A 13659-nucleotide genomic window follows, 5' to 3' on the forward strand; every position below is an offset into this window, starting at 1 on the left:
TGCGTTCCTTAGAACGAATGGTTGGTTGCTTATGGGGGCGTCGCGCATAGAATGCCCTTTTCCCGCAGACGAAAGGTGCGCGATGGATCAGGACCAGTGGAACCAGGTGGATGCGTATTTCTCCGCGACGCTCGTGCCGTCCGACGATGCGCTCGACGCCGCGCTGGCGGCAAGCGACGCGGCCGGGCTGCCCGCGATCAACGTCGCGCCGAACCAGGGCAAGCTGCTGCAGCTGCTCGCGACGATCCGCGGCGCGCGCCGCATCCTCGAAGTCGGCACGCTCGGCGGCTACAGCACGATCTGGCTCGCGCGCGCATTGCCGCCCGGCGGCACGCTCGTGACGCTCGAGCTGAATCCCGAGCATGCGAAGGTCGCGACGCGGAACATCGCGCACGCCGGGTTCGCAGAGGCGGTGTCGGTGGTAGTGGGCAGCGCGAAGGAGAGCCTCGCGCGGCTCGTCGACGCCGGGGAGGCACCGTTCGATTTCATCTTCATCGATGCGGACAAGGACAACAACGCGGTCTATCTCGACGCGGCGCTGAAGCTGTCGCGGCCCGGCACGGTGATCGTCGTCGACAACGTCGTGCGGGGCGGGCGCGTGGCCGATCCGGACAATCGCGAGCCCGACGTGGTCGGCGTGCGCGCCGGGTTCGCACGCCTCGTGGCTGAACCGGCGCTCACGACGACGGCCGTGCAGACGGTCGGACAGAAGGGCTGGGACGGGTTCTCGATCTCGATCGTCGGCGCGTGACCTGACGCGTCAGTGCGCGCTGGCGGCCGCGTCGGCGCGGCGGTACAGGCGCGGCCACTGGTCCTGGAACAGCCCGTTGCAGGTGCCGTGCGTCGCGATGTCGTCGAGCAGGAAGCGCCGACCGTCGAAGATCCACGACGCGGTCGAGCCGCAATCGCCGGCACTGCGCAACCGCACCTTGCTCGACAGCATCGCGCTGGCCGGATCGTAGCCGGCATCGGTCAGTTCGTTCGGGAACGATGCCGAATCGAGGCCTGCGTTCGCGTTCTCGCCGAAGTTCATCGCCGTCGGCGCGTACGGTGCGGTGCGCCGGATGCGATACCACAGGTCGGTGTGGTTATACATGCTGCTGGTCTGGCACGGGATCGCGACGAGCGCCTCGTCGGCCGAGATCGCGACGGCGCTCGACGCCTTCCTGCGATCGGCCGCGGACATTTCGTCTTCGACGTCGGCCGCGCATTGCTTCACGTCGGCGCCGAATTTTGCGAGCACCGCGTCGACGAGCGGACGCTGTTCGGCCGCCGACAGGTTCGCGACGGGCGGCGGCGCCGGCGTGACCGCGGGCGGCAGCGCCGGTGCGGGCGGCACCGACGACGCAGGCTTGGTGCCGGGGCGCAGCAGCGCGGTGACCGTGCCGATGCGGCCCTGCGTATCGTCGATCAGCAGCAGCGCGGCATTCAATCCCGACAACGGCGTACGCGCGGTGTGCGCCGATGCCGGATCGCCGAAGCTCAGCGCTTGTGCGTTGCGCGACGCGGAGAGCCAGGCGGCCACCGTCGCCGGATCGTTCGTGCGGACCCGGAACGGGTGTGCCTGGTCGTCGCTCTTGTCGCCGAACGCATGCCATTGCGCCGGCACCGCGTCGAACGGGCGGCCGTCGACGCGTGCGGTACGCAGGTCCAGCGGCGCCGACGCGTAGAGGTCGAGCGACGGTTGCGCATCGGGGCCGGCATCGCGCGTCAAGCGCAGGATGAGCGTGGGGCGGGCATCGTCGATATCGTCCGCATGGCTTTCGGCCACGCAGCGATTGCCGTTGTCGCAGACGACCGACCAGCTCTTGAAATCGCGCTCCACCGGCGGCCGCGCGAGCGGGCGGGCCTGTGCAGCGATCGGGAAAACGGCGAGGAGGACGGCGAGGGCAAGCGGAAAACGGTGCGGCATGACGGTTCGTATCGACGGTGAAAGGGCGGGCGGAAGATGCCGGACTGCAAGCGCATCGTCAGCAAGCGGTGCAGGTCGAGTGCAACGACGCGAACGGCAACAAGTATACCGCTGCCGCGAAGTGCGATCGATGTCACGACCCGTCGCAGGCGGGTACGCGTGTTGCCGGCCGGCCGGCAACAGCGGCAGATGGACCGACGGCGCGATGCCCGCAGGCACCGCGCCGTCCGTCTTTCAGCGACAGTCGACCACGTCGCGCAGGAACGTGTCGAGCATCGCCACGTCGCCCCACGGCCGCTTGTATTCGCGGTCGTGTTCGGCATCGGCAAGCATCGACTCGACGAGCGCGTGGATCGCGGGCCGGCGCGGCCCGTACTCGCTTTCGTTCGCGCGCATCTTCAGCGCGAGCAACGCATCGAGTTCCATGCGCACCGCCAGCTCGTGCACGGTGCCATCGACGAGATCGGCGAAGCGCATCGGCGGCATGCCGAGCCCCATGTCGATCCAGCGCACCGCGAGCAGCGGCCGCAGCACGTACAGGTACTTCTTGTAACGCACGGTGTCGCCTTGCAGATAGCCGCGAAAGTTCTTCTTCGCCATCGCGAGGTAGTGATGGCGCCCGCGCACCGGCGAGAAGAATGCCGCCGCCAGCGACCGGAGCCGCGGCGCCCAGCGTGCATCTTCGCGATACACGACCGGCGAGTCGAGCCATTCGAGCAGCGTCGGGTTCGAGCGGCGCAGCAGTTGCAAGGCCTTGCGCAGCTCCCAGCCGCTCACGTCGAGCTCGTCGTCGAGCGGCCGCTCGATCACGTCGCGTTGCGCTTCGACGCTCAGGTACCAGTCGCGCCGATGCACGTACACGAAGCGCACGTCGTAGTCGCTGTCCGGTGACGCGAAGCCCCAGCCGCGGCTGCCCGATTCGCACGCGAACAGCACGCTCACGTCGTGGCGGCGCTCGACTTCCGCGAGTTCCGCCATCACGCGCGCCCGCACGGCCGGGGCGACCGGATGCGCGCTGCGCACGGGCGTCATGGTGTTTTCCGTTTTCATGGTTGTCGTTTCCCTTTCTTCGCGCGCGGCCGCCGGCCATCGGCCGCGCACCGCGCTATCCCTTCACGCACACCACCTGGCGCAGCGTGTACACCACTTCGACGAGGCTGCGCTGGGCCGCCATCACCGCGTCGATGTCCTTGTAGGCCATCGGGATTTCGTCGACGACGCCCGCGTCCTTCCGGCATTCGACGCCCTGCGTGGCCTTCACCTGGTCGTCGGCCGTGAAGCGGCGCTTCGCTTCGGTGCGGCTCATCGTCCGGCCCGCGCCGTGGCTGCACGAGCAGAAGCTTTCCGGGTTGCCGAGCCCGCGCACGATGAAGCTCTTCGCGCCCATCGAGCCCGGAATGATCCCCAGCTGCCCCTTCTGCGCGGACACCGCACCCTTGCGCGTCACGAGTACGTCTTCGCCGAAGTGGCGTTCGCGCTGCACGTAGTTGTGGTGGCAGTTCACCGCGTGCTCGTCGACCGCGAACGGCTTCGCGATCACGCCGCGCGCCGCAGCGATCACCGCGTCCATCATGGCCTGCCGGTTGCGCCGTGCGTAGTCCTGCGCCCAGCCGACCGCTTCGACGTAATCGTCGAAGTGCCGGCTGCCTTCGGTGAAATACGCGAGGTTGCGGTCCGGCAGGTTCGCGATGTGCTGGCGCATGTCGGCCTGCGCGAGTTCGATGAACAGGCTGCCGATCGCATTGCCGACGCCGCGCGAGCCGCTGTGCAGCATGAACCACACGTGGTCCGCTTCGTCGACGCACACTTCGATGAAGTGGTTGCCGGTGCCGAGCGTGCCGAGATGCGCGTAGTGGTTGGTCTTTTCCAGCCTCGGATACTTGTCGACGATCCGCTGGAAGCCCGGCTGCAGCGACTTCCACGATTCGGTCACGGCGGCCGGCGTGCGATCGCCCCACGCGCCCGGATCCCGGCGGCCCGGCGCGCGGCCGTGCGGCACCGCGCGTTCGATCGCGCTGCGCAGCCCGCCCAGCGAATCCGGCAGGTCGGACGCCGTCAGCGTCGTGCGTGCGGCCATCATCCCGCAGCCGATGTCGACGCCGACCGCGGCCGGGATGATCGCGCCCTTCGTCGGAATCACGCTGCCGATCGTCGAGCCCTTGCCGAGGTGGACGTCCGGCATCACCGCGATGTGGCTGAAGACGAACGGCATCTGCGCGGTGTTGCGCAGCTGCGCGCGCGCTTCGTCCTCGACGGCGACGCCTTGCGTCCACATCTTCACCGGCTTGCCGTTCGCCAGTTCCATTACCTGATAATCCATGCGATTCATTTGCTCACCTGATTCATTCGATCGTCCGGCGCGACACGCGTGTGCCGCGCCGGGTCCTGCATTACGCGCCCTTGATGCTGACGAGTCCGTTCAGCACCTGGTCGAGGCCGCCGAACACCGAGATGCGATCGATCCGTTCCGCGACGCGCTCGAGCGTTTCCAGCTCCTTGAGCCGTAGCGCGGTCGGGTTTTCTTCCATCACCTTCGCGGTGTTCAGCAGCGAACGCGTCGCCGCCGTTTCCTCGCGGCGGCGAATCACGTTCGCCTGCGCGGACTTCTCCGCCTCGACCACCTGCGCGAGGATCGTCTTCATGTCGCCCGGCAGCACGATATCCTTCACGCCGACGCTGCGCACGTCCACGCCCGAATCGCCGAGACGGGCACGCACCTGCGCGATCACGACCTCGTCGATCGACTGCTTGTCCTCCAGCAGCTCGTCGAGCGAGCGCGTGCCGACCGCCGAGCGCAGCGCGAACTGCAACTCGCGGTACAGGTGCTCGACCGGCTTCTGCAGCTGGCCGAACGCATGCAGCACGTCCGCATAGCACCACGTCGCCGACAGGTTCAGCCGCAGCGCGACCTTGTCGCGCGTCAGGATTTCCTGTCCGCCGACTTCGATCGCCTGCAGGCGCAGGTCGACGAGCTCGACCGCGACGTCGCGGTTGAAGCGCCAGAACGCCGAGGTACCCGCGTCCAGCAACCGCTCGATCTTGCCGTCGATCTTCAGCACACCGACGTGGTACGCCGGCACCTGTGCCAGCAGCACGCCCGTCAGGCCCGCCACGCCGCGCGCCCGCAGCGCCGGTTGCGCGATGCGCTTCACGAGCGCGGCCGGCAGCAGGCTGTCCTGCGTGAGGTCGACGCGTTCGAGACGGTGCGCGGCCAGGCCGCGCCAGTACAGCCGGCGCGTGCCGGGCGCCAGGATCTCGACGAGCACGTCGTCTTCATAGCGCAGGCCCGCTTCGTCGTCGGCGAGATCCATCGCGACGAAGTACCGCGCGAGCACGTCCGGTGCGTCGTGACGCAGGTAGTCGGCCAGCGCGGCGTCGGCGAGCGGCGCGTCGAGACGCGCGGTCTGCACCGACAGGCGCTTGAACGGATCGAAGGCCTTGAACACGCCCGGTTCCAGCACCTTCACGAAATCGCCTTCGCTCATCAGCAGCGCGCGTTCGTTCTTTTTCACTACATGACGCATCCACATATTCTTGTCCTTTTTTTCAATGACCGCCGGGTGACGCGCATCGTGCGGATCGCGGTGCGACGCAACCGGGCGGGCGGCGCGCCGGCCCGGCGTCGAAGTGCACGGCGACGCATCCTGCATCGCGTCGTCGTGCGCCTTCGCGCCGGCCGTGCGGCCGCCCGGCCGATCGCGCGGAACCGCAACCGGTCCGACGCGCGGCGGGCCTGTCGGCCCGCACCGGCGGGTACTGCTTTCATAACGAGACTGTCCTTGCGGACAGTGTTCGAGCGGGATTCGAACCCGCCACCGGCCGGCTTTCGCCGGCTGCTCCACCTGACTGAGCTTCCGAACAATGGGCGCTCCGGGATTCGAACCCGGACGAGGCATCCTGGCGCGCGCCCCTTTGCCTTCATCTGTCCATGGCGGCATGCGCTGCCGCGACGAACGAGGTTCGGCGGCGGCGCACCAGCAGGGCTTGTTGAACCCTGGCTCGCGGGCCAGCGGGACATCCGGCGTCTTCTATTTAGCGAGGAGCGTGCCAGTGGGCGTGTTTGCGCGTTGAATATTTTTAATTCATTGAAAGTAAAGGGGATTTTTCGAGGCGGGTTTCTTTGGGGCGATGCTCTGTGGATATGTCATCCAGGGAATCCGATACAATGAGATCGCTTCTTATCCCATGAGATAAATATGCGAAAGACCGTCGCCATCGGTTTCCTCGGCACCGTGCTCGACCAGGGCGGCCGCGCGCCGCGCCGTTACCGCAAATGGCGGCCGACGATTTCGCTGTGCGAGCAGCCCGACCTGCCGATCGACCGGCTCGAACTGCTGCATCCGCAGGACTACACGCGTCTCGCCAACCAGGTGCGGGACGATCTTGCGCGGCTGTCGCCGCAGACCGACGTGCGGCTCACGCCGGTCACGCTCCACGACCCGTGGGATTTCGAGGAGGTCTACGCGACGCTCCACGACTTCGCACGCGCGTATCCGTTCGACCTCGAGCACGAGGATTACCTGATCCACATCACGACCGGCACGCACGTCGCGCAGATCTGCTGGTTCCTGCTGGCAGAAGCGCGCTACCTGCCTGCGCGCCTCGTTCAGACGGGGCCGCCGCAGCGGACCGACGAGGGGCCGAGCGGGCCGGGCACGATCTCGGTGATCGATCTCGACCTGTCGCGCTACAACCGGATCGCGCAGCGCTTCACGCGCGAGCGCGACGAAACGGTGTCGTTCCTGAAGGCCGGCATCGCGACGCGCAACGCGCGCTTCAACGCGCTGATCGAGCAACTGGAGCGCGTGGCCGTGCGTTCGCGCGCACCGATGCTGCTGGTCGGCCCGACGGGCGCCGGCAAGTCGTTTCTCGCGAAGCGCGTGTACGAGCTGAAGCGCGGCCGCCATCGGCTCGCGGGGCCGTTCATCGAGATCAACTGCGCGACGCTGCGCGGCGACGCGGCGATGTCGACGCTGTTCGGGCATGTGAAGGGCGCGTTCACGGGCGCGCAGACGGCGCGCGCGGGGCTGCTGCGCGCGGCCGACGGCGGGCTGCTGTTTCTCGACGAGATCGGCGAACTCGGGCTCGACGAGCAGGCGATGCTGCTGAAGGCGATCGAGGAGAAGCGCTTCCTGCCGGTTGGCGCGGACGTCGAGGCGACCAGCGATTTCGAGCTGATCGCGGGCACGCATCGCGACCTGCTGCAGATGGTGGCGGCCGGCACGTTCCGCGAGGATCTCTATGCGCGGATCAATCTATGGACGTACGAATTGCCGGGGCTCGCGGAACGCCGCGAGGACATCGAGCCGAACCTCGAATTCGAACTCGACCGCTTCGGCCGCGAGCAGGGCGAGCAGGTGCGTTTCAACGTGGAGGCGAAGCGGCGCTATCTCGCGTTCGCCGCGTCGCCGCGCGCGGCGTGGGCCGGCAACTTCCGCGAACTGTCGGCGTCGGTCACGCGGATGGCGACGCTGGCCGATGCGGGGCGGATTACCGAGGAACTCGCCGAGCAGGAAGTCGAGCGGCTGACGCGCACGTGGTCGTCGCCGGCGGGCGCGGGGGCGGTCGACACGTGCGTCGACGCAGTGTTCGGCGCGCGTGCGGCGGAACTCGACCTGTTCGACCGTGCGCAGCTCGAACGCGTGCTCGACGTGTGCCGAGAATCGGCGAGCCTGTCGGAAGCCGGGCGCACGCTGTTCGCAGTGTCGCGGCAGAGCAAGAAGCAACCGAACGATGCGGACCGGCTGCGCAAGTATCTCGCGCGGTTCGGGCTCGATTGGGAGGGCGTGCGGCAGGCGCTCGATGGGGCGTGACGAACGCGGTGGCGCGGCTGGCGCGATTGGTCAGGCTGCCGCAGTCGCCGCGTCGTGAAACGGTGCCAGGAATCCCCAATCCGGGTGAGCCGCCGCGATATCCGCAAGTCCGCTCGCGAACGCATGCGCCGGCAGCCACGGATATCCGAACGCCGCGTGCAGCGTGCCGAGCTTCAGTGACTGCGGATCGTCGACCGTATCCATCCGCGCGATATGAATATGCAGCGCGGCAATTCGCGCGACGTCTTCGCTTGCGTCATCACCCGCGAACTGCCAGCGATACGTGCCATGCCCGATCCGCAGCGCGCCGCTGTCCTTCTGCCGCATCACGACGAGCCACGGCATGCGGCTGACGCCATGCGCGTCGACCTCCGGTTCCGTGCAGACGTAATAGGTCCGGCACTGCTCGAACCGCTCGCCGAATTCCTCGACCAGCGTGCGCGCAATGGCAGACGCGCCGGTCACGCGCGGCGGAAAATCGATATCGTCGCTCGCGAGCGAAAAGCTCAGCTCGGCATCGGCCGCGAAGCACTCGGCGATCAGTGGCGGATGGTTCAGGTCTTTCGCGCGCAGATAGCATTCGAGCAGCGCGCGAATCGTCGCGGGATGAAGCGGGAAGGGCATGGTCGAACCTCCAGTGTCGGAAAATCGGGCCGCACGATCCGGCATGCGTATGCGGTGGATACGCTGCCTGTCGTGGGCTGATGCGTGCTGGATAAAAGCGCCGTCACGCGCGGCAGATCGCGATGATCTCCGCGCTGGTCGCTTCGTCGAACGGTGCGCGTTGCCAGTTGCCGCACCACTCGGCCGACGCGAAACCGGCTGCCGCCACGCGTGCGAGCAGTTCGGGTTGCGCGATGAAACGCAGCCGGCTCGTGTTCGTCAGGAGCGTGTCGTCGCGGCGGAAGCGGTAGTGCGTGTCGAACGTCACGATCGCGCCGTCCACCGCACGCACCGCGTGATGGAGATCGACGCGTCCGAAGTCGTGCGATTCGACGCTGCTTGCCGACTGCGAGGGCGTCCATGCACGCCACGGCTCGACGCGCGGATTGCGGGTGTCGAACAGGAAGCGGCCGCCATCGGCGAGCACGCGTCGCACGCCATGCAGCGTCGCGTCGATTTCATCGTCTGTCAGCAGGCACTGGAACGCGTGCCCGGTCATCACGACCGCATCGAACGGCGCGCCGGGCGGCAGGCTGCCGAGTTCGCATGCGAGCCAGCGCACGGTGTCGGCGCCCGCTTGGCGTCGTGCGTACTCGATCATCGCCGGCGCCGGGTCGATCGCGATAACGTCATGCCCGGCCGCCGCGAGCCGGCGCGCGAACGTGCCGGTGCCGCAGCCGAGATCGAGGATGCGCCGCGGCGCGGCGCCGATCACGGCGGCATAGAACGCGAAGTCCTGATCGCCCGCGTTGAACAGGTCGTAGACCGAGACGAGGCGCGGGTCGGTGTAGAGGCGGTCCGGGTCTGCGGGCGTCATGCGGCCGCGCGGATCAGCGCTGCTGCACGGCCACACGCAGCCCGAGCGCGATGAAGATCGAGCCGATGATCTTGCCCTGCCAGCGCGTGAGCCACGTGAGCCGCTTCACGATGCGGCCGAGCGGGCGGATCGAGCACGCGATCAGCGTCGTATAGAGCGAGCTGAGCACGACGAAGATCAGCCCGAGCACCGCGAACTGCACGAACGTCGAGCCGCGCTCGGGGTGGACGAACTGCGGCATGAACGCGAGGAAGAACAGCGCGGTCTTCGGATTCAGCACTTCGGCGGGAATCGCCTGTAGGTACGCCTTGAGCGGCGTGACGGGCGACACTTGCGGCAGCGACGGATCGGACGCCTTCTCCAGCAGCGCGCGCACGCCGAGATAGATCAGGTAGGCGGCGCCGACCAGCTTCACGACGTTGAACGCGAGCGCCGACGTCATCAGCAGCGCGGACAGCCCGACGGCCGCGAACAGCGTGTGCACGAAGTCGCCGCTGGCGACGCCCAGGCCGGTCAGGATGCCGGTCTTGCGCCCGCCCTGCACGGTGCGGCTCAGCACGAGCAGCACGGCGGGGCCGGGGATCAGGAACAGGCCCAGGACGACGGCCGTGAAGGTGGTCAGCGTGGTCAGGTCGAACATGGCGGCTCCGGCAGGTTGGCGCGGCGGCGGGGATCGGGGCATTGTATTCGGTTCGGCGTGCGGCTGCCGACGCGGCGCCCGAACGGCCCGACCATGCCCGCGCCTTTCTGGTATAAGCACGAAACGACGCGCGGCACGGCGTCCGGCTTCTTCCACCGCCTACCGTTCCATGCGCGAGCTTCCACCGACTACCGATCCTGCCGCGGACGCCGAGATCTATCATGTGCCGCGTCCGCTCGTCGTGTTCGGCGGCTCGGTCGTCGAACCCGAATGGCGGCTGGAGCGGCACCGCCATCGCCAGGCGCAACTGCTCTATACGCTGTCGGGTGTCGTCTATTGCGAGATCGACGGCGGCGTGTGGAGCGCGCCACCCCAATGCACGGTATGGATTCCCGGCGACGTCCCGCATGCGGCGCGCGGCTCGGCCGGCGCGACCTACTACGCGGTGCTGGTCGAACCCGATGCCGCGCTCGACCTGCCCGCGCACTGCTGCACGCTGTCCGTGTCGCCGCTGCTGCGCGAACTGCTGCTGAAGGCCGCGAGCTTCCCGAACCTGTACGACGTCGACGGGCCGCAAGGGCGGCTGATGGCGACGCTGCTCGACGAACTCGCCGCGGCGCCGGTCGAGGACCTGTACCTGCCGATGCCGGCCGATCGCCGGCTGCGCAAGCTGATCGACCATCTGCTCGACGATCCGGCCGACAGGTCGCCGCTGCCCGAACTCGCGCGGCGCGCGGGCATCAGCGAGCGCAGCCTCACACGGCTCGCGGCGAAGGAGCTTGGAATGAGCCTCGGCGACTGGCGCCGGCGGCTGCACGTCGCGCTGTCGCTGCGGATGCTGACGACCGGCCGCCGTGTGCACCAGATCGCGATCGACCTCGGCTACGAGAGCGCGAGCAGCTTCGTGACGATGTTCCGCAAGGCGACCGGCAAGTCGCCGACGCAGTTCCTGACCGATCGGCAACGCTGAACGACCGGGTCGCGCCGATGTCCACGCGCGTTTGGCCGGATTGGAAAAGCAGTTGGCCGGGATGAGAAATGACGCGTTCGACCTCGATTCATAAAATGAGAATCGTTCTCATCTGGAGGTCGACATGCACATCAACACGACGGAATTCCCGTTTGTCTGGCTGCGTTACGGCGGTTCGACGCACCTCGAGCCCGTCCGACTGATCGCCGAACTCGACGCGTTGCTGGCGCGCGGCGAACGCTTCGTTCTTCTGACCGACGATGCGCCGTCCGGCGGCGATCGCGGCGACACCGACCACGAGATGCGCAAGCAGCTCGCGAGGTGGAGCAAGGCCCACCGCGCGCAGTCGCGCGAATGGATCCCCGCGATGATCGCGATCGAGCCCGATGCGGCACGGCGTGCAGCACTCGATGCATTTTCGGGGGCGTTCGAGAAGGTCTGGGGCTATCCGTTGAACGCGGCCGCGACCCGCGACGACGCGCTGGCGCTCGCGCAGCGGCTGCTCGCCGAACCCGCGCGCAGCATGGCGGCGGCGAACGCCTGAACCGGCCGCCGCGCGAGCCGCGCGGCTTTCATCGACATCGACACACATGCATGGCGCACGCACGCGCGCGCCGCGGCATGTCGCAACCACGCAGGGGTGACCGGTGGACAATCCGATCCGCGCGATGCGCATCTTCACGCGCATCGTCGAAATGAAGAGCTTTACACGCGCGGCGCTGGCGCTCGGCATCTCGCGCGCGACCGCGACGCGGACCGTGCAGGAACTCGAAGCGGCGCTCGGCACGCCGCTGCTGGTGCGTACGACGCGCGCGCTGCGGGCGACGTCCGAAGGCGACGCGTATTACCGGCGCTGCGTGAGCATCACGGCGGACGTCGACGAGCTCGAAGCCAGCATTCGCGGCGCCGCGCGGCATCCGAGCGGGCCGCTGCGCGTCGAGGTGCCGGCGTCGGTGGCCGGCGCGATCGTGCTGCCTGCGCTCGACGCGTTTCATGCACGGCATCCCGATCTCGTGCTGATGCTGGGCGTGGCCGGGCGCGCGGGCGATCGCGATGCCGATGCGATCGACTGCGCCGTCCGGCTGGGCGCGCTGCCCGATTCGTCGCGCGTCGCGCGCCGGCTCGGCTCGCTCGAACGCGTGACGTGCGCGAGCCCCGCGTATCTCGATCGCTTCGGCGTGCCGCGCACACTCGACGCGCTCGAGGCCCACCGCGCGGTCGGCGGCGCGCTGGTGTCCGGCCAGCGCACGGCCGAACTCGATTTCATCGCGGACGACGTCGTGCGCAAGGTCCGGCTCCACAGCATCGTCAGCGTGGACGACGAGCAGGCGTATCTGGCCTGCGGCGTGCATGGACTCGGGTTGATCCAGCCCACGCGCATCGCCGCGCAGGCGCTGATCGATCGAGGGCAGCTGCGGGAAGTACTGCCGCACTGGCAGCCCGAGGCGGCAGCCGTGTCGGCGGTCTACGTGAAGCGCCCGCATGTATCGCCCGGTGTGCGTGCGTTCGTCGACTGGATCGCCGAGCGTTTCGTGCAGGCCGCGCACGAACATGAAGGGATCGCGGCGGCGGGGGCGGTGGGGTGGCGGCCGGCGCTGCCGGGTGCAGCCGCTACCGGCGATCGCTACAGCGGGCTGGTGGCGGTGGCGTGACGGCAGCAGACCGACGGAAAGATCTCGAGCAGCGTTCGCGAGGCGGAACGCGCCGGCCATCCATCCGATCTGTATCGAACGGTGTAAATATTTTGGCGATTTAGCACGAAATTCGCCGGAATATTTTCATCGGAGGCCGAACGGCCAGCAGTGCAGCCGTATAGGGCGAGTCGGGCTGTGCGCGTGCATCGCGCATCGACAGCCGACACACACGGCGTATGGAACGGGCGCGCTACACCGCCCTGAGGCGCCCCAATTCCTCCGCCAGAAAATCGACGAACGCGCGAATCCGCGTGGACATCTGGTGACGCTGCGCGTACACCGCGTAGATGTCGGCGCTCGGCGTCTCGTGATCGGGCAGCACGACGACGAGCCGGCCGTCGGCGAGATAGTCGCGCAGGTCCCACTCCGCGCGCATCAGGATTCCGTGCCCGTCGAGCGCCCACTTCACGGCGATCTCGCCGTCGTTCGTCGTCAGGTTGCCGTTGATCCGCACGGCTTCCGTGTGGCGCGCCGAGCCGCGTCCGCTCGTCAGGCGCCAGACGCCGTAACCCTCGTCGCCTTGCCGGATGCCGATGCAGTTGTGCCGCGCGAGGTCGTGCGGCGTGCCGGGTGTGCCGTGGCGCGCGAGATACGCGGGCGCCGCGCACAGCAGCCGGCGGTTCGGCGCGAGCCGCCGCGCGACGACGCGCGTGTCGGGCGGCTCGCCGAAGCGGATGCACACGTCGAACGCGTCGTCGGTGAGCGGCGGCGGCATCACCGACAGCTGCAGCTGCACCGACACCTCCGGATAGCGCGCGACGAAGCGCGAGATCGCGGGGCCGATGTGGCTGCGCCCGAACCCGAGCGTCGCGTTCACGCGCAGCAGCCCTTTCGGCCGCTGCTTCGCGCTGCCGAGCAGTTCGCCGAGTTCGTCCATCTGGTCGAGGATCCGGCGCGCGTAGTCGAGGTACACGTCGCCTTCGGGCGTCAGCATCATCCGCCGCGTCGTGCGGTTGACGAGCGTCACGCCCGCGCGCCGCTCCATCTGGGTGAGCCGCTTGCTGACGGCCGCCGCGGTCAGTCCGAGTTCGCGTGCGGCCGCGCTCAGGCTGCCCGACGCGGCCAGCGTCGAGAAGAAGCCGAGATCGGCCGGCTGGACGGTATCCGTCATGACGGGATTCATGAATTTTAGTTAAAGATGCTTTGAGTA

At 68.3% G+C, this 13659-nt stretch carries 13 protein-coding genes and 1 tRNA gene; 5 read left to right on the forward strand and 9 right to left on the reverse strand.

The window, feature by feature from the left end; translation table 11 throughout:
* Positions 1-82: 82 nt before the first annotated feature.
* Positions 83-751 (forward strand): O-methyltransferase, encoded by a 669-nt coding sequence (locus tag DIE03_RS29985; RefSeq protein ID WP_124455846.1) that lies wholly within the window; start codon positions 83-85, stop codon positions 749-751.
* Between the two features lie 9 nt (positions 752-760).
* Here the strand turns inward: DIE03_RS29985 and DIE03_RS29990 are convergent, their stop codons facing one another.
* From DIE03_RS29990 to DIE03_RS30010, 5 genes are all read right to left on the reverse strand, one after another.
* Complete coding sequence (locus DIE03_RS29990) at positions 761-1912, reverse strand: DUF1176 domain-containing protein (protein WP_185658251.1); 1152 nt, start codon at positions 1910-1912, stop codon at positions 761-763.
* Between the two features lie 234 nt (positions 1913-2146).
* Positions 2147-2962, reverse strand: a complete 816-nt coding sequence (locus tag DIE03_RS29995) for a nucleotidyltransferase domain-containing protein (protein ID WP_124455847.1) — start codon at positions 2960-2962, stop codon at positions 2147-2149.
* A gap of 55 nt (positions 2963-3017) precedes the next feature.
* Complete coding sequence (locus tag DIE03_RS30000; RefSeq protein ID WP_124455848.1) at positions 3018-4241, reverse strand: RtcB family protein; 1224 nt, start codon at positions 4239-4241, stop codon at positions 3018-3020.
* Between the two features lie 61 nt (positions 4242-4302).
* Entirely contained in the window at positions 4303-5442 is a 1140-nt protein-coding gene (locus tag DIE03_RS30005) for a slipin family protein (RefSeq protein ID WP_124455849.1), read from the reverse strand.
* 258 nt (positions 5443-5700) lie between these two features.
* Positions 5701-5773, reverse strand: a tRNA-Phe gene (locus DIE03_RS30010).
* A 335-nt stretch (positions 5774-6108) separates the two neighbouring features.
* Between DIE03_RS30010 and rtcR the strand changes: the two genes are divergently transcribed.
* On the forward strand, positions 6109-7725 hold the full coding sequence (rtcR, locus tag DIE03_RS30015) for an RNA repair transcriptional activator RtcR (protein WP_124455850.1): 1617 nt from the start codon (positions 6109-6111) through the stop codon (positions 7723-7725).
* A gap of 30 nt (positions 7726-7755) precedes the next feature.
* Here the strand turns inward: rtcR and DIE03_RS30020 are convergent, their stop codons facing one another.
* The 3 genes from DIE03_RS30020 to DIE03_RS30030 form a co-directional block, all read right to left on the reverse strand.
* Positions 7756-8349, reverse strand: coding sequence for a nuclear transport factor 2 family protein (locus DIE03_RS30020; RefSeq protein WP_124455851.1), 594 nt, complete (start codon positions 8347-8349; stop codon positions 7756-7758).
* Positions 8350-8452: 103 nt separating this feature from the next.
* Complete coding sequence (locus DIE03_RS30025; RefSeq protein WP_124455852.1) at positions 8453-9205, reverse strand: bifunctional 2-polyprenyl-6-hydroxyphenol methylase/3-demethylubiquinol 3-O-methyltransferase UbiG; 753 nt, start codon at positions 9203-9205, stop codon at positions 8453-8455.
* A gap of 13 nt (positions 9206-9218) precedes the next feature.
* Positions 9219-9845 carry a LysE family translocator gene (locus DIE03_RS30030; RefSeq protein ID WP_059237464.1) on the reverse strand — a complete coding sequence of 209 codons (627 nt, stop codon included), beginning with the start codon at positions 9843-9845 and terminating at the stop codon, positions 9219-9221.
* 169 nt (positions 9846-10014) lie between these two features.
* On the opposite strand from DIE03_RS30030, the gene DIE03_RS30035 reads away from it, so the two are divergent.
* From DIE03_RS30035 to DIE03_RS30045, 3 genes are all read left to right on the forward strand, one after another.
* A complete protein-coding gene (locus DIE03_RS30035; RefSeq protein WP_124455853.1) occupies positions 10015-10815 on the forward strand; it encodes a helix-turn-helix domain-containing protein in 801 nt (266 codons plus the stop codon).
* Between the two features lie 124 nt (positions 10816-10939).
* Positions 10940-11359, forward strand: coding sequence for an ATP--cob(I)alamin adenosyltransferase (locus DIE03_RS30040; RefSeq protein ID WP_124455854.1), 420 nt, complete (start codon positions 10940-10942; stop codon positions 11357-11359).
* Positions 11360-11462: 103 nt separating this feature from the next.
* Entirely contained in the window at positions 11463-12467 is a 1005-nt protein-coding gene (locus tag DIE03_RS30045; RefSeq protein WP_124455855.1) for a LysR family transcriptional regulator, read from the forward strand.
* 232 nt (positions 12468-12699) lie between these two features.
* Here DIE03_RS30045 and DIE03_RS30050 read toward each other — a convergent pair whose 3' ends face one another.
* Positions 12700-13620 carry a LysR substrate-binding domain-containing protein gene (locus tag DIE03_RS30050; RefSeq protein ID WP_124455856.1) on the reverse strand — a complete coding sequence of 307 codons (921 nt, stop codon included), beginning with the start codon at positions 13618-13620 and terminating at the stop codon, positions 12700-12702.
* Positions 13621-13659 lie beyond the last annotated feature (39 nt).

This window comes from Burkholderia sp. Bp8992 (assembly GCF_003853705.1).
Classification (GTDB): Bacteria; Pseudomonadota; Gammaproteobacteria; order Burkholderiales; family Burkholderiaceae; genus Burkholderia.